A 20,654-nucleotide genomic window follows, 5' to 3' on the forward strand; every position below is an offset into this window, starting at 1 on the left:
AACATGCGGATATTGCATACAGGTGATTGGCATCTGGGACGTACGCTCGAAGGGCGCAGCCGTCTGGCGGAACAGGAGCAGTTCCTGGATGAACTGGTGCAAATCGTGAGGGAACAGCAGATTGATCTCGTGCTGATGGCGGGAGACGTGTATGACAGCGTCAACCCTCCGGCGGCAGCGGAGGCCCTGTTCTATGATGCAGCAGCCAGATTGACCGATGCGGGAGGGCATCTGGCGGTGATTGCCGGTAATCACGATCAGCCGGAACGGGTATCGGCTGTGTCGCCGCTCGTATTCCGGCAAGGCATCTCGCTGGTGGGATTACCTGCCGCTGAGCCGTTGCGAATTCCTGTGGCACGGACCGGGGAACTGGCCGTCATTGCAGCTTTGCCCTATCCATCGGAGGCCAGGCTAGCGGAAGTGCTTGCGGGGGACGAGGATGAATCTGGCCTCAGACTGGCCTATAGCGCCAAGGTGGGCAAGCTGATGCAGGAGCTGGCCCGGGCGTTTCGCCCGGATACGGTCAATCTGGCCATGAGCCATATTTACGTTCTGGGGGGACTTGAGTCGGATTCCGAACGTCCGATTCAAGTCGGAGGGGCATATACGGTTGATCCTTCAGCGTTAGATGCAGGGGCCCAATATACTGCGCTCGGCCATCTCCATCGGCCACAAGCCGTGAAGGGGGCAGGCCTTGCGAGATACAGCGGCTCTCCGCTCGCTTACTCCTTCTCCGAAGCGGGACAAGCCAAATCAGTAATGCTGCTGGATATTCAGCCAGGGCGCGAGCCTCAGCTTGAAGAGTTGTTCCTTCACAGCGGACGACCGCTTGTTCGCTGGAATTGCCGCGGTGGTCTGGAGGAAACGTACCGCTGGCTTGCGGAAGGACGAGATGCCGAGGCATTTATTGACCTTGAGCTCAGCTTAAGCGAGGCGATGTCTCTGGGCGACATTCAAGCGCTTCGCAAGGCACATGAAGGAATCGTACATATTCGTCCAGTATACCCGGGACGGGATGCCGAGGAAGCCTTTGTATCCCGGGCGGGGATGCCAGTGCCGGAGCTGTTCCGTAAGTTCTACCAACGGCAGACCGGTGGAGCTGAGCCCGAAGCGGAATTGGTGGAGTTGTTTATGTCCCTGGTGTCTGAGGACAATGAGGACGAGTCTTCCGAGGAAGGAGTGGACCGGGGATGAAGCCAATTACGTTAAAATTATCGGGATTACAGAGCTACCGGGAATTACAGACCATCGACTTCACTGAACTCTGTGAGACAGGACTGTTCGGTATCTTTGGTCCTACGGGAAGCGGCAAATCGACCATTCTGGACGCACTTACGCTGGCCCTTTATGGTAAGGTGGGACGAGCCTCCGGCGGTACGCAAGGCATCATGAACCACGCGGAAGATAGCTTGTTTGTGTCCTTCACCTTTGAGCTGGCTTCGGCGGCCGGGGTGGAGTGCTACCGCGTGGAGCGGCGCTTTAAACGACAAAGCGAATTGACGGTAAGCAATACAATCAGCCGTTTTATTGAGGTAATGCCAGAGGGGGAGAAGGTGCTTGCCGATAAGCTGGCTGATGTGACGCGTTATGTCGAGCAGAAGATTGGACTGAAGATGGATGACTTTACGCGGGCGGTTGTGCTTCCGCAAGGCAAGTTCGCTGAATTTTTATCCTTAAAGGGAGCCGAACGGCGCGCTATGTTACAGCGGCTGTTCCATCTGGAGCAATACGGCGACCTGCTGGCGCAGAAGCTGTCGCGGCGCGTGAAGGAGACCGAGCAGCGCCGGGCAGAAGCAGCAGCCGAGCAGCAGGGGCTGGGCCATGCCTCGGCTGAGGCGCTGGAGCAGGCGGTGGCTGCCCTGCGAGAGGCGGCTACGCAGGCCGCTCAGCGGCGACGCGAGCTGCTGGAGGCGCAGCAGCGCCATGAACAGCTCGCTCGCGTACGCGAGCTGTCTGTAGAGCGCGGCCAGCGCGTGGAGCAGCTTGCTGCGCTTCGCGCGCAGGACGGCGCCGTGGCGGCGCTGGAAGCGAAGCTGGCGCGCGGAGCCGCCGCGGAGACGATCAGGCCGGTGTTGACGGCCTGGGAGGACGCCCGGCGCGGCGCGGCCGAGCGGCAGCAGCGTGCTGCCGAGGCGCAGGCGGCTGCGCAGGTTAGCGCAGCCCAGGCTCGGCAGGCGGAGGCCGATGCTCTGGCCGCCACGCAGGCGCTGGAGCAGAGCGAACCCGAGCTGCTCGTGAAGCTGGAGCAACTGGAGCAGGCCCGTGGCCTGCAGACGGAAGCGGAAGGACTAGCTGCCGAATTGCGGCAGTTGGCCGCGCGACGCGAGGAAGGTGTGCGCCAGCGGCTTGCCCTGACGGAGCAGACGGCGAAAGAAGAGGAGCTTCTCGGCAAGGCCAAGGGGCTTCAGCGTGAACTGGAACAGCAATTGCAGGGAGCAGTTGTCAAGTCTGAGGAGCGGGAGCGGAGACAAGCGGCAGTTCAACATGCACAGCGACTCACAGGACTTCAGGAGCAGTGGGCCAAGGCGGCTGCGGAGGAGACACAGAGCCGCTTGAGAGCGAAGGAGACAGACGACAGGCTGGCACGTGTCGTTAAAGATACGCAGCGGACTCAGGATGCCATGGAGGCCCTGAGTCGACAAGTAGTTGTTGCAGAGCAGCAGCTTGCCGAACTGGAAGAGCTGCTGGTCGCCCGAATAAGGCAATGGACTGCGCATGAAACCGCATTGCGTCAGATGCTGAAAGAACAGGAACGCTCGCTATGGTCGTCACGGTTGGCGGAAGAGCTGGCCGAAGGGGAGCCTTGTCCTGTGTGCGGCTCAGCGCATCATCCTGTTCTTGCTGGACAGGAGCAAGGACCGCAGCAAATCGGGGAGAGCGAGTTGGAGGAATGGACTGCGCTGATCTCCGGTTGCCGTGATCTTCTGCTGGTCGTATCCCGAGATCGGGAGAATTGCCAGGGATTACTTGATTCCCTTGGTGTCGAGAAGGGCGGGAAGGACGGAGGAGAACCACAGGCTGCTTCCACTGGCGAAGTTGAAGTGGCAGCAACCTTGGCCCCTTCTTTGCTGGAATTGGCAGATTCCTCACTGGCCGAACTGCGTCAGCAGGCCGATGATTATGCCGGCCAGCATGAGGCCGTGCGCCAACAATTAGCGGCGTTGCAACTTGAGGTCCGCGAGACTATAGGTGCGTTTGCGGCCTTGCAGCCGGAGCGTGCTGCCGCAGAAGCCGCTGTAGCCGCAGCCAGCGAGCTTTTGGAGCAGGCGGTTCAGCGCAGCGCCGGGTTTGAGTCTGCCCTGGTTCAGGGACGTCAGGAATGGGAGGGCTTATTCCCCGGAATCATGCCGGACGAAGCATCACGTTATCTGGAGGAGCTGTCGGCCAAGGATCGGTTGGCTGAGCAGCTTCGGCAACGCCTGGATGCCAGTATTCCTTACCTTGAAGAGAGAGCAGCCAAACTGCAAGCGCTGGCCCAGAAAGCGATAGAACTGGATAAGCAATTGGTCCAATGGGAGGCACAGGAACAGGGCAAGGGAGAACTGCTGCGTGAGAAACAAGAACGGCTGCATGTTTGGGCTGGAGAACGTCCGGTTGAGGCGCAGCTTGGCGAAGCAAGGGAGCGGCTGGCAGAACTACGCCGCAAGGTAGAGACTACACGTCACCAGCAGGCCACAGCAGTAGCTGAAAGCCATGAACGGGCCAAAGTGGAGGCTCTTGCCCTTCAGGCAGCATTAACGGCTAAGGAGCAAGCTGAGCAACTTGAGACGCGCTGGCTGAACGAGCTTGAAGCTTCACCGTTTACGGTGAAGGAAGAAGTATTAGAGAGCTTGCTTGCTCCCGGTGAGGCTGAGAAACTGGGGGAAAAGGTCCAGCATCACCGGCGCAGGGAACAAGAACTGGTATTGTCAATCAGCGAACTGGATGCCAAGCTGCAGGGACAGACGCTTGGCAGTGAACAGTGGCAAGCGAGTGTGGATGCATTGGCTGCTGCCAAGCAGTTGGACGAGGCAGCCTTGCAACTCCAGGCGCGCACCGAGCGAGATTGGGAGGAGTTGCAGGTTCGCCACGTCCGCTGGCAAGAGCTGGAGCAAAGACGTAGCGAGCTGGAGCGGGAATCCGGCCTGCTAGGCAAACTGCAATCCTCGCTGCGCGGCAATGCCTTCGTTGAATATGTCGCCGAAGAGCAATTGATGAATGTTAGCCATGCCGCCTCCCAGCGCCTACGTTCCTTGACGAAGCAGCGTTATGCACTTGAGACCGATTCCGGAGGCGGGTTTGTGATCCGTGATGATGCCAATGGGGGTGTAAAACGTCCGGTGGCCACTTTGTCGGGCGGCGAGACCTTCTTGACCTCGTTGGCGTTGGCCTTGGCTTTATCCGCCCAAATTCAACTTCGTGGTCAGTATCCGCTGCAATTCTTCTTCCTGGACGAAGGATTTGGAACGCTGGACCCTGAATTATTGGATACGGTGATTACCTCTCTGGAGCATTTGCATCACGACCATCTGTCTGTAGGAATCATCAGCCATGTAGCTGAACTACGGTCAAGGCTGGCGCGTAAGCTGATTGTGATTCCGGCGGATAGTGGAGGCGCTGGCTCACGCATCGAAACAGAACGGTTGTAGAGGTACTTCAAAAAGTCAACTTTTGATCACGAAGGGGCTCAGGAAGCGGATTCGGCATCGAATCTTGAATTCAGCCGGGCCTAGTATATGCTTCTGTAACAGGAAACCATCCCTCTAATTTCCCTATATTACACTCAATATCCTATTTAACGGGAAATCCTCCTGCTAATTTTGAGATTTTCCCAGCAATAGACGATTCTATCAAGATTAGCAGGAGGAAATCCATATAAACCCCGCTTTGTGGCGGATTTAAGCGGTTTAACGGGAGTTTTTCCCTATAATCAGAAAAGAGAAGCCCGGATAGGCCTCGGGGAAACGCGATCTCCAGTTCATTGACCCTACGTGAGTTTGCTTATCCGCTCTCGCTAACGGTCAACCGATCATTTTTAAATTGAGCCGATATATTTGAGTTGCTAACGTATCCCTGCTTCCGAAGTTGTTTTCTCCGAAAACGTGTAGCTCGGCTACTGACGTCCCTGGCTTCATCGGGGCTCAAGCGTTTTGAAAAAAACGCACCACGGAAGCATAGGCTTCGGTCCTGAAAACCTGATTTTTTGAACAGGTACTTGTAGTAATCCAAAAATAGATTCTTCGGGGTGATGTATATCACAGATACAGTATCACCCCCCTGTTATACTACAGTTAGCCGACATCATATTTTGCAAGCACCCCGCCGGACGTATTGGTTACAGAGAGCTATGCTTGATTTTCCGTCCAATACGTCCGTGCGATCAGCCAACTCATTTTTGAGGCGGCAGGGTGCTTCTTTTTTTTGCCTTTTTTCGGTATCATACGAGTAGTGGTGTTGGGGCGTGTCTGAGAACGCCCTAGTAACAGAACTAGGAGGACTTTCTCATGGATAACTGTTTGTTTTGCAAAATTGTCGAAGGATCCATTCCATCAAACAAGGTTTACGAGGATGAACGTTTTCTGGCATTTCATGATATTCAGCCGGTGGCACCGACTCACGTATTGATTATTCCCAAGCAGCATATCGGATCGATGAATGAGGTTGCTCCCGAGGATTTTGTCCTTATCGGGGAGATGCATCGAATTGCCCAAGACCTGGCTGGCAAGCTGGGGATTGCGGAGAGTGGTTACCGTCTTATCAATAACTGCGGACCTGATAGTGGACAAGCCGTTCAGCATATTCATTATCATTTGCTAGGGGGCGCCAAGCTTGGCGCGTTGGTACAGTCCTCAAATTCGCATGCACTATGAATGATTGATCACGAAATGATTCTGGAAGTAGATTCGCTGTGACTTTTTGAACTCACACACTACTAGGGAAATTGGAAGAGAAAAAACCGGGCGCCCAGGTTGACACGTTATTTCCCTTTCCCCTATAATGAAGTTTGATGAACCGTGTTATGCTCTTGGACGGTCTGGTCGGAGGGAGGGAAAACTGGTGTCTGAAACTAAAGTTCGCAAAAACGAGACAATTGATGCTGCACTTCGTCGCTTTAAACGTTCCATCGCGAAAGATGGAGTATTGGCTGAGGTGAAGAAACGCAAGCATTATGAAAAGCCAAGCGTTAAGCGCAAGAAAAAGTCCGAGGCTGCTCGTAAGAGAAAGTTTTAGGAGGATTTAGTCAACGATGAATCTTAGCGAGCGATTGAACGAAGATATGAAGCAGGCGATGAGGAATCAAGACAAGTTCAAGCTCTCCACCATACGAATGGTTCGTGCTACGATAAAGAATCTTGAAATAGATTTGAAAAGAACTTTGAACGATAACGAAGTGCTTGATATCCTAGGTCGTGAAATCAAACAGCGCAAAGATGCCCTCCAAGAATTTGAAAAAGCGGGTCGTGACGATCTTGCCCAGCAAGTGAAAGCGGAAGCGGAGATTCTTGCGGAATACCTCCCGGAACAGCTTTCTGAAGAAGAAATTAAAGTCATTGTACAGCAGACCATCCAGGAAACCGGTGCTTCTTCTAAAGCCGAAATGGGGAAACTGATGAGTGCCTTGATGCCTAAGGTCAAAGGCCTGGCGGACGGCAGACTTGTCAATCAGGTAGTTCAGCAACTCCTGCCATAACTCTCACAGATTAACACCTTCTACATTTATGTAGGAGGTGTTTTTTGGTTTGCGCTCCTTTCTCATAAATTTGCGAGCCCTCGCATAATTTGTACAGTAGGGGAAGGAGGATTGCCTCATATGAGCCGGTTTGCCCGGAAAATCCGTAAATGGACGGTCGATGCGCTCGACCTGCCCAGCGATCTCGTATTTGATCTGCCCAGGCTCACCTTAGTTGGAGGACGGCAGCTTTACATAGAAAATCATCGGGGCGTGATTCATTTCTCTGCCGAGGTGCTGAAGCTGGCACTGCGTCAAGGGACTTTGGAAGTAGAGGGACAGGACTTAGTGATTAAGGCAATTATGCCTGAAGAGGTGGTCGTGGAAGGCCGAATCTTCGGCATTAAATATCGTGAAACGGAGGAATAACCCGTGAAATCATCCATTCTTTCTTTAGTCCGAGGCGTCGTTACCATCACGATTCGTGGAGAGTCGCTTGAGGGGTTTGTCAATGAACTGTCCAGGCAAGGGATCGGCGTATGGGATGTCAAGCCTTTGTCTGAAGGGCGGATGGACATGAAGCTTCCGCTTGCTGATTTCTTTCGCTTGCGTCCGCTTCTGAAAAGGACAGGCTGTCGTATGAGAGTGCGCCATCGCTCTGGTCTGCCCTTTATGTGGGCCAAGATGTGGAAACGGAAAGGCTTTATTATCGGTTTTGCGCTATTCCTTGCCGCTGTGATAGGTTTGTCTTCGCTTGTATGGGACGTTGAGGTGAAAGGGAATGAGTTAATTCCTGTCGAGGACGTTCTTCAGGTGGCCAAGCAGGAGGGGGTATATCCATTTCAATGGATATTTCGTTTGCCTGAGCAGGACAAGCTATCTGCAAGTATGACTCGTAAGCTGCCTGGGGCATCCTGGGTTGGGGTGACGAGAAGCGGCACCCGGATTACAATTCAATTGGTAGAGTCGACCCGACCGAAGGAGCAGGCGCTGCGTAATCCGCATCATTTAGTCAGCAAGTATGATGCCGTCATTACGCATATTTATGCAGAGAAGGGGCAACCCGAGGTGGGCAAGAATGATCGGGTCAAAAAAGGTCAGGTGCTTGTATCGGGAATTCAAGGCGGGAAGGCTGTAGTATCCAAGGCGGAGATCCGTGGCTTGGTTTGGCATGAATATAAGATTGAGGTACCGCTAGTCTATAAGCAAAAAGTATATACAGGCGACCGCAAGCAACGCGGTTATTTATATTTCGGCAAAACGGCAGTTCAGTTAACCGGGTATGGCAAGGTGCCCTTTGCTCAAGCGGAAACGTTAACCGAAATGGACCCGTTAACCTGGCGCAGCTTCCAGCTTCCGATCGGCTGGATGTCAGAAAAGATCCTGGAGACGGCAGAGATGGAGTTAAAGCGTACGGACGAGCAGGCACGGCAGCAGGGAATCGAACGGGTGAAACGCGATATTCTGGCTAAATATGGGGTCGATAGCGTTATTTTGAACCAAAAAATTTTGCATGAGAAGACGGACAATGGTAAAGTTTATATGAAAGTGCATTTCGAAGTAGAGCAAAATATTGCTGAAGAGGTGCCTATAGTACAAGATCAAGGAGAATGAGTCTATTTGTCGGAACAACTGGTGAACCTTAAATTATCGCTTCAGAGTGCGGCTGAAGGACTGTCATTGTTCGGCCCTCAGGATGTGTTTTTGAAATTAATCGAACAGCATATGCAGGCGAATATTGTTTTACGGGAATCCGAAATTGTGATTCGTGGGGAACAACGGGAAGCAGAAAAGGCGGAGCAGTTGTTTGCGGTATTGCTCCAGTTGATTCGGAACGGCTATATTCTGACCGAAAGAGATGTGCTTTATGCCATCGATTTGGCCAAGGATTTCCGAGCCGATCAACTGCTGGATTTATATAAAGGTGAAATTGCTGTTACTTACCGAGGCAAGCCTATACGGGTCAAGACGATCGGTCAGAAGCATTACGTAACGACGATCAAGAAACGGGATATCGTATTTGGTATCGGACCGGCAGGGACGGGGAAAACCTACCTTGCTGTTGTTTTGGCGATTACTGCCCTCAAGGAGGGTTCAGTCAAGCGAATCGTGTTGACTCGCCCTGCCGTAGAGGCCGGGGAGAGTCTGGGCTTTCTGCCAGGCGATTTGCAAGAGAAGGTAGACCCGTATTTGCGGCCGTTATATGATGCGTTATACGATGTCATGGGTCTGGAGCAGACGGCCAAGGCGCTAGAACGTGGATTGATCGAGATTGCGCCGCTTGCGTATATGCGCGGACGGACGCTGGATGATTCGTTTATTATTTTGGATGAAGCGCAGAACACCACGCCGGAGCAAATGAAAATGTTCTTGACCCGTCTTGGCTTTGGGTCCAAGATGGTGATTACCGGCGACGTCACACAAATTGATCTGCCCAAGGGGAAGAAGTCCGGGCTTGTTGAGGCAAAGACTATCTTAAGCGGGATCGAAGAGATCGGGTTTGTGTATTTTGACGAATCCGACGTTGTTCGCCACTCGCTGGTGCAGAAGATCATCGTTGCATACGATCGTGCTGCCGAAAATCAAGGGTAAGCTTCGGGTTGCGGCTGGAGGTTTGCTTTGTTCAGGAGGGCTGTCTTTATGACGAATCACGATCAGCAAAAGAAAAATAATTTTCCTTCCAAAATTACAGGTTGGAAACATAGTGTAGCGGTCCGTTATGCTTTGTTTGTGGTGCTTGTTATTATGCTGTACGTCAGCCTGGCGCCCAAATTGCTTCCGGAAACTTATGATCTTGCAATAGGGATGCCAAGCGACAAGGAAATTATGGCACCTATGGACATTCCGGACACCAAGGCTACATTGAAGGCGCAGGAGGAAGCGGCTGAGAAAGAAGGCCAGGTGTTTACCATTCTTCCTCTTCGTAATGAAGCGTTGGTCGGGCAAATGCTTGACCGGATTTTTCGTCTGAATCAGGACGATCAGGTGTCTGAGGATGACAAGATCAAGATTTATCGCGAGGAATTGCCACAGCGCGTCAAGGATCATGTTCAGAACTTTATTATGAACAATCGCAATTCCAGTACATACTCTGCGACGCTATTTGAAGAGGTTACGCAACGAGTCGATGAGCAGCAATATCACATCTCGGAGGAAACCTTTATCAAAATTCCGCGTCTGACAGCCGAGGACATCAATGAGATGAAGCCGGTTGCTGCAGATATCGTTGCCAGACTTACTGCTGATCCGATTGTGGAGGCTCAGGCGGCACGCGCCAAGGTAGCGGAGATGGTGAGTACAAGCTCACTGAGTAAGCGAACCTCACGTGAAGTCGTGCAAGAGTTGGCCCGTCTATCGATTACAGCCAACAAGTTCTACGATGAAGAGGCGACCAAGGCAGCGAAGGTAGAGGCACGGGAGAATACGCCGACCGTTTATATCAAGCAAGGGGATGTGCTCGTCGGCAAGGGTGAGAAAATTACCCAGGAAATGTACACGCTGCTGGAAAAAAACGGACTGTTGAAGGATGAGGTCAATTATTCACCACAGTTTGGCTTGGTGTTGTTTTCCCTATTAATGGCTATCGGACTCATTATGTATATCCGTCAGTCCGAGGGGGCAAGTCGGTTCAAGTATAACAACTCACAGTTTGTCATGCTGTTGTTGATTATCCTGATCACCATTACTTCTATGCATGTTATAAATATTTTGCAGAATGAGCAGCGGCCATATATCGGTTATCTGGCTCCTATCGCTACCGGGGCCATGCTGATTACCTTATTGCTGGATTTGCCGCTGGCTTATATCTGCTCGATATTGTTCAGTATTCTGGCAAGCATTATTTTGAATCAGCGGCAAAATGAAATCTTTGATTTTCAATTTGGCTTCTTTGCCTTTGTGATTTCGTTTGCCTCCATCTTTGCGATTCATCGGGCAAGCCAGCGTTCCTCACTACTTAAGGCGGGGATCATGATCTGCCTGTTCGGTTCCTTGTCGATCTTTACAATACTGTTGATCGGAAATAAGGACTGGACGCAGGAAAGCACCTTGTATGCCTTGGGTTTCTCCATTGCGGGGGGCCTATTGACGACCATTCTGGTTATCGGTCTGATGCCGTTCTTCGAAGCATCCTTTGGCATTCTATCTGCACTTAAGCTTGTAGAGCTGTCGAACCCGAACCATCCGTTGCTTCGTAAGCTGCTGACGGAAACGCCGGGCACGTATCACCATAGTGTCATGGTAGGCAATCTGTCAGAGGCGGCTGCTGAAGCAATTGGTGCCAATGGACTGCTTTGCCGAGTCGGGTCCTATTATCATGATATCGGCAAGACGAAGCGACCGAGTTATTTTATTGAGAATCAGAACAATATGGAAAATCCGCATGATTTTATCGATCCCAAGTTAAGCAAATCGATTATTATCGCCCATGCCCGGGATGGCGTGGAAATGCAGAAGGATTATAAGTTGCCTAAGCCGATTCGGGATATTGCGGAGCAGCATCACGGGACAACGTTCTTGCATTATTTCTATCATAAAGCGTTGCGTCTGGCCGAAGAGCAAGGGGTTGAGCCTGATTTTACCGAGGATGATTTCCGTTATCCGGGTCCTAAGGCACAGTCCAAGGAAGCCGCAGTGGTCGGCATCGCCGACAGTGTGGAAGCCGCAGTTAGGTCCTTACGCAAGCCTACGGTGGAGCAAGTAGAGTCGATGATTGAGAAGATTATTAAGAGCCGTCTTGATGATCATCAATTTAATGAATGTGACTTGACGATGAGAGAGCTTGATTTGATTGCCCAGACGTTGAAGGAGACGGTAATGGGGATCTTCCACTCTCGGATTGAATACCCGGAAGAAATGAAGAAGCATAAGGAGAACGAGGAGAAAGACAGGGGGCAGAAGCTGAATGAGCCTGGAACTGGCTTGGAGCAATGAGCAGGATAAGATGGAGATCGATGAGCATCTGATTGATCTGCTGAATAAAGCGTTGCAAATCGCCGCTGAGGCGGAAGGAATTTCGGAAGGTGAGGTAGCACTGACCTTTGTGGATGATGAGGCTATTCATGAGTTGAATCGGGACTACCGGGGAATCGACCGGCCTACCGATGTGCTATCCTTTGCCATGAATGAATCGATGGATGATGAATTGGAAATTGTGTACGAACTGGAAGAAGATGAGGAAGTGGATGGTCTGACCGATGTGCTGGGGGACATCATTATCTCGGTGGACCGGGCCAAGCTGCAAAGTGAAGATTACGGGCACTCCCTGGAGCGGGAGATAGGCTTTCTATTTGTCCACGGCTTCTTGCATTTGATTGGATATGATCATCAGGATGCCGAGAGTGAGGCGGAAATGATGGGCAAGCAAGAAGCGGCATTGGCCCGCGTCGGGTTGATGCGCTGATGAAGCCGACCCGCCATTGGAGCTCAACCTTTCGTTATGCGCTGGAGGGAATTGTATCTTCCCTCAGAACTCAACGCAATTTAAGAGTCCATTGTGTGGTTGCGGTGCTGGTGATTATCGCTTCCATCGCTTTATCTTTGCCTGTCAGAGATGTGGCTTTGCTATTGCTGGTCATCGCGTTGGTCATTTCGCTGGAACTGGTCAATACGGCTATTGAGGCGGCAGTGGATTTAGCCGAGCCGAATTGGCATCGTTTGGGGAAGATCGCCAAGGATGCTGCAGCCGGAGCAGTGCTGGTTGCCGCGGTGTTTGCCGTGGTGATCGGCCTTCTGTTATTTTATGAACCGGTAACCCGCCTGCTTGGGTTGTGAGGAGAGGGAAGAAATCGATGGATGACAATCAATTGATACAGGAAGCAATACAAGCCCGGAAGGCGGCCTATATTCCCTATTCGGGATTTGGTGTTGGGGCCGCCTTACTGGATGAAAAGGGGCAAGTTCATCGCGGATGTAATGTGGAGAATGCTGCCTATAACCCAACGAATTGCGCGGAGCGGACGGCATTATTCCGGGCCATCGCCGACGGCCACCGACCAGGAACATTTCGCGCTTTGGCTGTAGTGGGAGATACGGACGAACCCATTGCACCTTGCGGGGTTTGTCGGCAGGTATTGCTGGAATTGTGCGGACCGGATATGCCGGTGATTTTGGGTAATCTTAAGGGAAATATCCGCCGTACAACGGTGGGGGAACTGCTTCCCTTCGCATTTGCTCCGTCCCATTTGGACGAGCCTCAATCTTGAAGATGGATTGAACATAGGCGGAACAGCCGATATGAACGGAAAGGAATCGTGTGCTAATGGCAAAAGCAAAATTCAAATCAGGCTTTGTGGCGATCATTGGACGGCCGAATGTGGGTAAATCCACGCTCATGAACCAAATCATAGGTCAGAAAATCGCTATTATGTCGGATAAACCGCAAACCACGCGGAACAAAATCCATGGGGTCTTTACTTCGGAGGCGATGCAAGTCGTTTTCCTGGATACACCCGGTATCCACAAACGTCAATCGAAGCTGGGCGATTATATGAATACAACGGCTTTGAGTACACTTGGCGAGGTAGAGGCAGTATTGTTTCTTATAGATGCTGCTGAAGGACTTGGAGGGGGAGACCGCTATATTATTGAGCGGCTCAAGGATTTGAAGACGCCAGTCATTCTGGTCATGAACAAGATTGACCGTATTGAGCCGGAGCAACTTCTGCCTTTGATTGAGGAATACAGTAAGCTCTATCCCTTCGCCGAAATTGTACCAATCTCTGCGATGTTGGGCAACAATGTCAGCACGTTGATGGAGCAGATCGGCAAATATTTGCCAGAGGGCCCGCAATACTACCCGGAAGATCAAGTGACGGATCACCCTGAGCAATTTGTATGCGCCGAGTTGATTCGTGAGAAGATTCTGCATCTTACCCGCGAGGAGGTACCACACTCCATCGCTGTGACGATTGAGGACATGCGAGCGGAGGAGAACGGTGTAGTCTATATCTCGGCAGTTATTTTCGTCGAGCGAGATTCGCAAAAGGGAATTATTATCGGTAAGCAGGGAGCTTTGCTGAAGGAAGTCGGCAAGCTGGCTCGTCATGACATTGAGAAGTTGCTTGGCTCAAAAATTTTCCTGGAGCTGTGGGTTAAAGTCAAGAAGGATTGGCGTAACCAGGACCGCGTGCTGAAGGATTTAGGCTTTCATAAAGATGCTTAAATAAGCTGGGCCGGGTCATCTGGTACTGGGAGTTATTGCAACGCATAGATCGCTTCTATGCGCACATCCTATCTTTGAAGATGCAGGCGTCATTTCCGAAGAAAGGGTGAATACGAATGCGAGATTTTTCGTGGAAGTATTTTGCAATAACTGGAGATGTCGATGCTTACTTGTTCTATAAAGAAGTTGACGGCAATTCCGAAGAGGAGAACGTAGCTGCAGATGAACTAGCTGCGGTGGAAGAGGCCGAGTAATTCCGTTTGGGGGAAGAGACATGCTCTACAGGGTGCAAGGCATCGTCATCCGTAGCATGGACTATGGCGAGGGCAACAAAATTATTACTTTGAGCACGGATACGCACGGTAAGATCGGGATTTTGGCAAGGGGAGCAAAAAAGGTCAAAAGCCGCCATGCCGCGCTGACGCAGCCTTTTACGTATGGAGAGTATATGTTCTTCCGTCAGAACGGTGGCTTGGGAACCCTGAATCAAGGTGAGATCATTGAATCTCACTTTTCTTTGCGTGAAGATCTATTCCTGACGGCTTATGCTGCTTATGCCTGCGAGCTGCTGGACCGCACTTTGCAGGATGATGAGGTAGGAAGCTTCTGGTTCTCCCAATTAAAAGCTTGTCTTGACGGCTTATCGGCGGGCAAGGACCCGCAAGTTGTAATACACTTGTTCGAAATGAAAATTTTGCAGGCAGCGGGGTATGGTCCATCCTTTGCAAGCTGCGTCTCCTGCGGGATTAGTGATGACTCACCCTACATAAGTCCAAGGCTTGGCGGCAGGTTGTGCCGGAAGTGCCGGCATCAGGACCCGGCGGCCACCAAGGCTTCTCCCGGTGTGCTGAAGCTGCTGATTTTGTTCGAGAAGGTAGATTTAAGACGGCTGGGCAATGTGGAGGTCAAAGAGGAAACGAAGCGAGAGTTGCAAACGTTGATGCGTGCCTTTATGGACGTACAGCTTGGCCTTAAGCTAAAATCGCAACATTTTCTTGATCAACTCGATAAATATGAGATTTGACGAATGGCATAATATTAGGTAATATATATAAGATTTCTCTTCATAGAGAGTCCATGCGTTGAACGGGAAAAGTAACGAGGTTGAAGTTTGTTAAAATCAGCACCTAGCGTACTGATCTAGCGAGTCGGGAATGGTGAGAGCCCGGCCAAGCCGTCCTTGTGAACATGGCATCCCCGGAGCATGAATGGAACTTGAAAAGCGGATTTGCCTGGGAAAGCTGCTGCTTCGCAGCGGGGCAAATCAAGTAGGGTGGAACCGCGGGAACTTACAGCTCTCGTCCCTACGTCTGACAGCAGGCGTAGAGGCGGGAGCTTTTTATATTGCCTCGTAACAGCTAGCTGATTCCATTAGAGGTTAGGAGATGTGGTTCAATGAGTATTAACTTTCAGCAAATGATTCTCACGCTGCAGCAGTTCTGGTCGGAACAAAACTGTATTATCGTTCAGCCCTATGATGTGGAGAAGGGGGCAGGTACGCTGAATCCTATGACGTTCCTGCGTTCCATTGGTCCTGAACCATGGAATGTGGCTTACGTGGAGCCTTCCCGGCGTCCGGCTGACGGCCGTTATGGGGAGAATCCGAACCGCCTGTACCAGCATCACCAGTTCCAGGTGATTCTGAAGCCATCCCCGGACAATATTCAGGAGATTTATTTGGAGAGCTTGAAGCGCCTCGGGATCAATCCACTGGAGCATGATATCCGTTTTGTTGAGGATAACTGGGAACATCCCGGTCTGGGCGCCTGGGGACTTGGCTGGGAGGTATGGCTAGACGGAATGGAGATTACCCAGTTCACGTATTTCCAACAGGTAGGTGGAATCGAGGCTAATCCAGTAGCTGTAGAAATTACTTACGGAATGGAGCGCCTGGCCTCTTACATTCAGGATAAGGAAAATGTATTCGAGTTGGAATGGGTTGAGGGGACAACTTATGGCGATGTGTTCCACCAAGCTGAGTTTGAACATTCCAAATATACGTTTGAGATTTCCGATGTCAAGATGCTGTTCACTTTGTTTAATATGTACGAGCAAGAAGCCGGTAAAGCGATGGATCAGGGGCTGGTATTCCCTGCCTATGATTATGTGCTTAAGTGTTCGCATACGTTCAATCTGCTGGATGCAAGAGGAGCGATCAGCGTGACGGAGCGGACCGGTTACATTACCCGGGTGCGGAACTTGGCCCGTCAAGTGGCAGCTACGTATTTGGAAGAGCGTGAGAAGCTCGGGTTCCCGATGCTTCAGAAAGGGGGCGCTGCTCGTGGCTAAGGATCTATTGTTCGAGATTGGCCTGGAAGAAATGCCGGCCCGCTTCATTCGCAATGCAACGGAGCAATTGAAGGATCGCACGGTGAAATGGCTAGAGGAATCCGTCATCGCTCATGGACCGGTGGAGACCTATGCAACTCCGCGGCGCTTGGCGGTGCTGGTGAAGGATGTTGCGGAGAAGCAAGATGACGTACATGAGGAAGTAAAGGGACCTTCTCGCAAAATCGCTCTGGATGAGAACGGGGACTGGAGCAAGGCAGCGCTGGGCTTTGCCCGTAGTCAGGGAGCAAGTCCTGAACAATTTACCTTCCGCGAGCTTGGCGGCACAGAATACGTGTACGTCAACAAGAGCCGTATTGGTGTTGAAACAGCGAGTATCGTGGCTGAGGGGTTGCTTGGTATTTTACAAGCAATGAATTTTCCGAAAAATATGCGTTGGGGCAACCATGATTTCAAATTTGTTCGCCCAATTCGCTGGATGGTTGCCTTGTTCGGACAAGATATCATCAATGTGGAGATTACCGGGGTTAAAGCTGGTAACGTGACTCGTGGTCATCGATTCCTGGGCAGCGAAGCGATGATCTCCGAGCCAGCCGGGTACGTAGAGACATTGCGCGCTCAGCACGTTATTGCCGATGTTAATGAACGTCAGGCATTGATTGAGCAGCAGATTGCCACCCTTGCGGCAGAAAAAGGCTGGGATATTGCAGTCAAGGATGATTTGCTGGAGGAAGTCTTATTCCTGGTCGAAACGCCAACCGTGCTCTTTGGTACGTTTGAGGAATCGTTCCTGAACATTCCGCAGGAGGTGTTGATTACCTCTATGCGTGAGCATCAGCGTTACTTCCCTGTCCTTGACAATCAAGGCAGTCTGTTGCCTTACTTCGTCACGGTGCGTAACGGGAACAATGCGTCGCTTGATGTCATTGCCCGTGGGAACGAGAAGGTGCTCCGTGCACGTCTGTCCGATGCGAAATTTTTCTATGAAGAAGATCAGAGATTGGCCATCAAGGATGCCTTGTCCAAGCTGGAAAGCATCGTATTCCACGATGAATTGGGTACGGTAGGCGACAAGGTTCGGCGTATCCGCCGCAATACAGAGAAGCTGTCAAGTATGCTTCAGGTAGATTCGGGAACATCCGAAGCTGCTGCACGCACCGCAGAAATCTGTAAATTTGACCTCGTTACGCAAATGGTATACGAGTTCCCTGAATTGCAAGGCGTTATGGGCGAGGACTATGCTCGCAAGGCGGGGGAAGCAGAAGCTGTTGCTCGTGGCGTGTTCGAGCATTATCAGCCTCGTTTTGCCGATGATGCAGTACCAGCATCAACGGTAGGCTCTATTGTAAGTATTGCTGATAAGATGGATACCATTGCCGGATGCTTCTCAATCGGCATTATACCAACCGGTTCACAGGACCCGTATGGACTGCGCCGTCAGGCGGCTGGTATCGTGCAGATTATACTGGAACATCAACTGTCGATTTCTCTAAGCGATATGTTCAAGTTGGCTTTGGAGACTCATCAGCAATTCCACGGCTTGAAGCGTGGGGAAGAAGAAATCCTGAAAGATATGATGGAATTCTTCGGACTTCGTGTTAAAAAAGCGTTGGCAGACAGTGAACTGCGCTATGATGTGGTCGATGCGGTGATCGCTGCCGGCTATGATGATGTCGTCTCCGTAGTTGCCAGAGGGCAAGCCTTGATGGAGGCAGTTCATGCCAAGGGGGATTTCAAGCTGACGGTCGAATCCTTTGGACGGGTTAGTAATCTTGCCGCTAAATCGACTGGAGGAAAGGTCCGCTCAGATCTTCTGACAGAGTCTGCGGAACAGGCCTTGTATGAAGCTTGGCAGTCCGTTTCAAGTCATTACCGGGAGACTCTGGCTGCACGTGATGCGGTGGGAGCATTGGAACGGCTTAGCGAGTTGAAGGAAGCCATTACCGTATTCTTTGATGCGGTTATGGTTATGGCTGAGGATGAGGCGGTACGTGCGAATCGGCTGGCCTTGCTATCCGTTATCAATGATGATTTGAAGACATTTGCTGACTTTAGCAAGCTGGTTTGGGCATAACAATACGAGGGAGACGGCGCGGTGGCTGCGATTAGCTCAGTCACTGCGCTCGCCTCACTTACAAGCTGGGTGTATGGTTGAACAAGCAAGCTCGCAGAATGGAGGGAAGAAGGTGCAGATCGTCGTCGATGGGGATTCCTGTCCCGTAAAGGCGAAAATTGTCGAAATTGCGGGTCGGTTTGGTGTACAGGTATTGATGGTTTCCTCCTATGACCATGTGTTGCAGGCCGAAGAAGGTGTTACGGTGGTTCAGGTGGACCGGAGCAGCCAGAGTGCCGACATGTACATTGCCAATCATGTGTCCAAGGGAGATATCGTCGTTACACAGGACTATGGTTTGGCCGCTTTGGTTATCGCCAAATCTTGCCAGTGTCTTTCTCCACGGGGCCGACTCTATCGCCCCGATCAAATTGACGAATTACTGGAAAGTCGACACCTTCATGCCAAAGCGCGGCGCAGCGGACGTTACCCGAAAGGGCCTAAACCGTTTACAGCAGCAGATCGTGAGCATTTTTCAGCTCAACTGACAAAACTTTTAGAACATTTGCAGGAGAATGTATAATTTTAGCGAATTATTATTTACGTCAAGGAGCATTGCACAAGGAAAGTTCCAAGGATGAAGGTGGTTTGGATGAGTACCGGGCGTGGTATACCGGAGGAAGTTATCGAAGCCGTCTTGCGTCAGCATGATATCGTCGATACCGTCGGCAAGCACGTTCATCTGACAAAGCAGGGGAAGTACATGAAGGGATTATGTCCGTTCCATTCGGAGAAAACCCCTTCATTTACTGTGACTCCCGATCGCCAAATATTTCATTGCTATGGTTGCGGCAAAGGCGGGAACGCCATCAAATTCAGGATGGAAATCGAAGGGTTAACCTTTCCCGAAGCTGTAAAAATCATGGCAGACGAGGCGCACATCCCTTATGAAGATAAGGGAAGGACCTTTGAGGATACTCCTCGAAGTCGGGAGCTTGAACAACTGCTACAGGCTTATGAATGGACCTCCAAGCTGTATCATTATTTGCTGAAAAATACGGAGTTCGGTAAACCAGCGATGGATTATTTGAAATCCCGGGGGTTTACGGACAAAGCAATCGACACGTTTCAAATCGGATACGCTCCTTCCAGATGGGATACGCTGGTGCAGTTCTTGGAGAAACGCTCCTTTGACCTGACAGAGATGGAGAAGGGTGGCTTATTGTCCTCCAGGCAGGATGGTTCTGGATTCGTGGATCGGTTTCGCGACCGAATCATTTTTCCATTGCACAATCGGAGTGGCAAGGTGATTGCCTTTGCAGGCAGAGTCTTAGGCGAAGGACAACCCAAATATCTGAACTCACCGGAAAGTCGGCTGTTTACCAAGAGCCGCATCCTGTACAACCTGCATCTGGCAAAGAATGAAATCCGTAAAACCAGCCAGATCGTGCTCTTTGAAGGCTACGGGGATGTTATCAGCGCTTGGGAAGCCGGTGTTCATAATGGTGTGGCCACCATGGGAACTGCATTGACGGAAAGTCATGCGGCGATTATGAGAGGGATGGCCGAGGAGATTATGGTCTGCTATGATGGCGATTCTGCTGGACAAGCGGCTGCATTGAAGAGTATTCCGATTTTGGAAAACGTCGGCTTCCAGGTCAAAATTGCCCTGCTTAGCGAAGGCATGGACCCAGACGAATTTATTCAAAAGCACGGAGCTGAGAGATTTCGCGAGCAGGTCTTGGCCGGTGCCGTTTCATCCGTCAAATTTAGGCTTATATATCTCAAAAAGAACCATATACTGCTAGAAGAAGACGGAAAGGTAGCTTATATCAAAGAAGCGATGCCCGTCATTGCAGGGCTTTCATCGCCAAGCGAACGTGAAATTTATTTGAAGGAATTATCTGCTGATTTGCAGGTCTCCTTCGAAAGCTTGAAGCAGGAATGCAATGAACTTAGGACTGCTATGCAAAAAAAGGCAAGCGCTGGGGATAATAAGCCCGAAAGGTGGAATAATGGTAGGCATAAAAAAAGGCAGCCGTCAATGCCAACTCTGCTACCTGCTTATCATGTAGCAGAACGGAGACTGCTCGCTTTTATGTTGCAGGACGAAGAGGTGTCCCGCTATGTTAGTGAACGGGTGGGAACCGGCTTTAACATTGAAGATCATGTGGCTATTGCCGCTTATCTATACGCCTATTATGCACAAGGGAAGACCCCGGATGCAAGTCGCTTCATCCAGACGCTTCAGGATGAACGGCTGGAGCAGACGGCAATTTCTATCGCCATGATGGAAATTCCGGCCGATTGGACGACCGAAGAACTGGATGGTTGCATTCGGGAGATTAGGCGGGTACCGCTGCTTGCACAGATCAAACAGAAGAAGGAAGAAATGGTGTCGGCCGAACGAGCCGGGGATTTTATACGTGCGGCACAAATAGCAAGTGAAATTATTGCCCTAGAGAGACAGTAAGACGATGGAGTTTCGGCGATGTTTCTAG

At 51.2% G+C, this 20,654-nt stretch carries 20 protein-coding genes; all 20 read left to right on the forward strand.

All coding sequences use genetic code 11. The features are described from left to right. Positions 1-3: 3 nt before the first annotated feature. Entirely contained in the window at positions 4-1,194 is a 1,191-nt protein-coding gene (locus tag AC1VOR_RS07700) for an exonuclease SbcCD subunit D (protein WP_482616990.1), read from the forward strand. Beyond that, positions 1,191-4,628 carry an AAA family ATPase gene (locus tag AC1VOR_RS07705; RefSeq protein WP_482616992.1) on the forward strand — a complete coding sequence of 1,146 codons (3,438 nt, stop codon included), beginning with the start codon at positions 1,191-1,193 and terminating at the stop codon, positions 4,626-4,628. Before AC1VOR_RS07700 ends, AC1VOR_RS07705 begins: the two co-directional genes overlap by 4 nt. Before the next feature lie 855 nt (positions 4,629-5,483). Then, positions 5,484-5,849, forward strand: coding sequence for a histidine triad nucleotide-binding protein (locus AC1VOR_RS07710; protein ID WP_482616994.1), 366 nt, complete (start codon positions 5,484-5,486; stop codon positions 5,847-5,849). A 187-nt stretch (positions 5,850-6,036) separates the two neighbouring features. Further along, positions 6,037-6,210: a 30S ribosomal protein S21 gene (gene rpsU / locus AC1VOR_RS07715; RefSeq protein WP_005547957.1), complete on the forward strand. Its 174-nt coding sequence runs from the start codon at positions 6,037-6,039 to the stop codon at positions 6,208-6,210. A 16-nt stretch (positions 6,211-6,226) separates the two neighbouring features. After that, positions 6,227-6,670 (forward strand): GatB/YqeY domain-containing protein, encoded by a 444-nt coding sequence (locus AC1VOR_RS07720; protein ID WP_482616996.1) that lies wholly within the window; start codon positions 6,227-6,229, stop codon positions 6,668-6,670. 120 nt (positions 6,671-6,790) lie between these two features. Further along, positions 6,791-7,078: a sporulation protein YqfC gene (yqfC, locus tag AC1VOR_RS07725; RefSeq protein WP_482616997.1), complete on the forward strand. Its 288-nt coding sequence runs from the start codon at positions 6,791-6,793 to the stop codon at positions 7,076-7,078. 3 nt (positions 7,079-7,081) lie between these two features. Continuing rightward, positions 7,082-8,263: a sporulation protein YqfD gene (gene yqfD / locus AC1VOR_RS07730; protein WP_482616999.1), complete on the forward strand. Its 1,182-nt coding sequence runs from the start codon at positions 7,082-7,084 to the stop codon at positions 8,261-8,263. 6 nt (positions 8,264-8,269) lie between these two features. Further along, entirely contained in the window at positions 8,270-9,241 is a 972-nt protein-coding gene (locus AC1VOR_RS07735) for a PhoH family protein (RefSeq protein ID WP_482617001.1), read from the forward strand. A gap of 48 nt (positions 9,242-9,289) precedes the next feature. Then, the gene (locus AC1VOR_RS07740) at positions 9,290-11,581 is read left to right on the forward strand and encodes an HD family phosphohydrolase (RefSeq protein ID WP_482617003.1); all 2,292 of its coding nucleotides are present in this window, start codon (positions 9,290-9,292) and stop codon (positions 11,579-11,581) included. Continuing rightward, a complete protein-coding gene (gene ybeY, locus AC1VOR_RS07745; protein WP_482617004.1) occupies positions 11,553-12,050 on the forward strand; it encodes an rRNA maturation RNase YbeY in 498 nt (165 codons plus the stop codon). The genes AC1VOR_RS07740 and ybeY overlap by 29 nt, the downstream gene beginning before the upstream one ends. Next, positions 12,050-12,421 carry a diacylglycerol kinase family protein gene (locus tag AC1VOR_RS07750; protein WP_482617005.1) on the forward strand — a complete coding sequence of 124 codons (372 nt, stop codon included), beginning with the start codon at positions 12,050-12,052 and terminating at the stop codon, positions 12,419-12,421. The genes ybeY and AC1VOR_RS07750 overlap by 1 nt, the downstream gene beginning before the upstream one ends. Before the next feature lie 17 nt (positions 12,422-12,438). Beyond that, positions 12,439-12,852 carry a cytidine deaminase gene (locus tag AC1VOR_RS07755; protein ID WP_482617007.1) on the forward strand — a complete coding sequence of 138 codons (414 nt, stop codon included), beginning with the start codon at positions 12,439-12,441 and terminating at the stop codon, positions 12,850-12,852. A gap of 56 nt (positions 12,853-12,908) precedes the next feature. Continuing rightward, complete coding sequence (gene era / locus AC1VOR_RS07760) at positions 12,909-13,811, forward strand: GTPase Era (RefSeq protein WP_482617009.1); 903 nt, start codon at positions 12,909-12,911, stop codon at positions 13,809-13,811. A 116-nt stretch (positions 13,812-13,927) separates the two neighbouring features. Further along, positions 13,928-14,065: a YqzL family protein gene (locus AC1VOR_RS07765; protein ID WP_482617010.1), complete on the forward strand. Its 138-nt coding sequence runs from the start codon at positions 13,928-13,930 to the stop codon at positions 14,063-14,065. Positions 14,066-14,085: 20 nt separating this feature from the next. Beyond that, entirely contained in the window at positions 14,086-14,835 is a 750-nt protein-coding gene (gene recO, locus AC1VOR_RS07770) for a DNA repair protein RecO (protein WP_482617011.1), read from the forward strand. Between the two features lie 184 nt (positions 14,836-15,019). Then, positions 15,020-15,166: a hypothetical protein gene (locus tag AC1VOR_RS07775; protein WP_157686460.1), complete on the forward strand. Its 147-nt coding sequence runs from the start codon at positions 15,020-15,022 to the stop codon at positions 15,164-15,166. 46 nt (positions 15,167-15,212) lie between these two features. After that, on the forward strand, positions 15,213-16,100 hold the full coding sequence (glyQ, locus tag AC1VOR_RS07780) for a glycine--tRNA ligase subunit alpha (RefSeq protein ID WP_482617666.1): 888 nt from the start codon (positions 15,213-15,215) through the stop codon (positions 16,098-16,100). After that, positions 16,093-18,174 (forward strand): glycine--tRNA ligase subunit beta, encoded by a 2,082-nt coding sequence (glyS, locus tag AC1VOR_RS07785; RefSeq protein ID WP_482617013.1) that lies wholly within the window; start codon positions 16,093-16,095, stop codon positions 18,172-18,174. The genes glyQ and glyS overlap by 8 nt, the downstream gene beginning before the upstream one ends. Before the next feature lie 73 nt (positions 18,175-18,247). Beyond that, positions 18,248-18,736 carry a YaiI/YqxD family protein gene (locus AC1VOR_RS07790; protein WP_482617015.1) on the forward strand — a complete coding sequence of 163 codons (489 nt, stop codon included), beginning with the start codon at positions 18,248-18,250 and terminating at the stop codon, positions 18,734-18,736. 69 nt (positions 18,737-18,805) lie between these two features. Further along, positions 18,806-20,626, forward strand: a complete 1,821-nt coding sequence (gene dnaG, locus AC1VOR_RS07795; protein WP_482617667.1) for a DNA primase — start codon at positions 18,806-18,808, stop codon at positions 20,624-20,626. The last annotated feature ends 28 nt before the right edge of the window (positions 20,627-20,654 follow it).

It is taken from the genome of Paenibacillus sp. 1SOY10 (assembly GCF_056836745.1).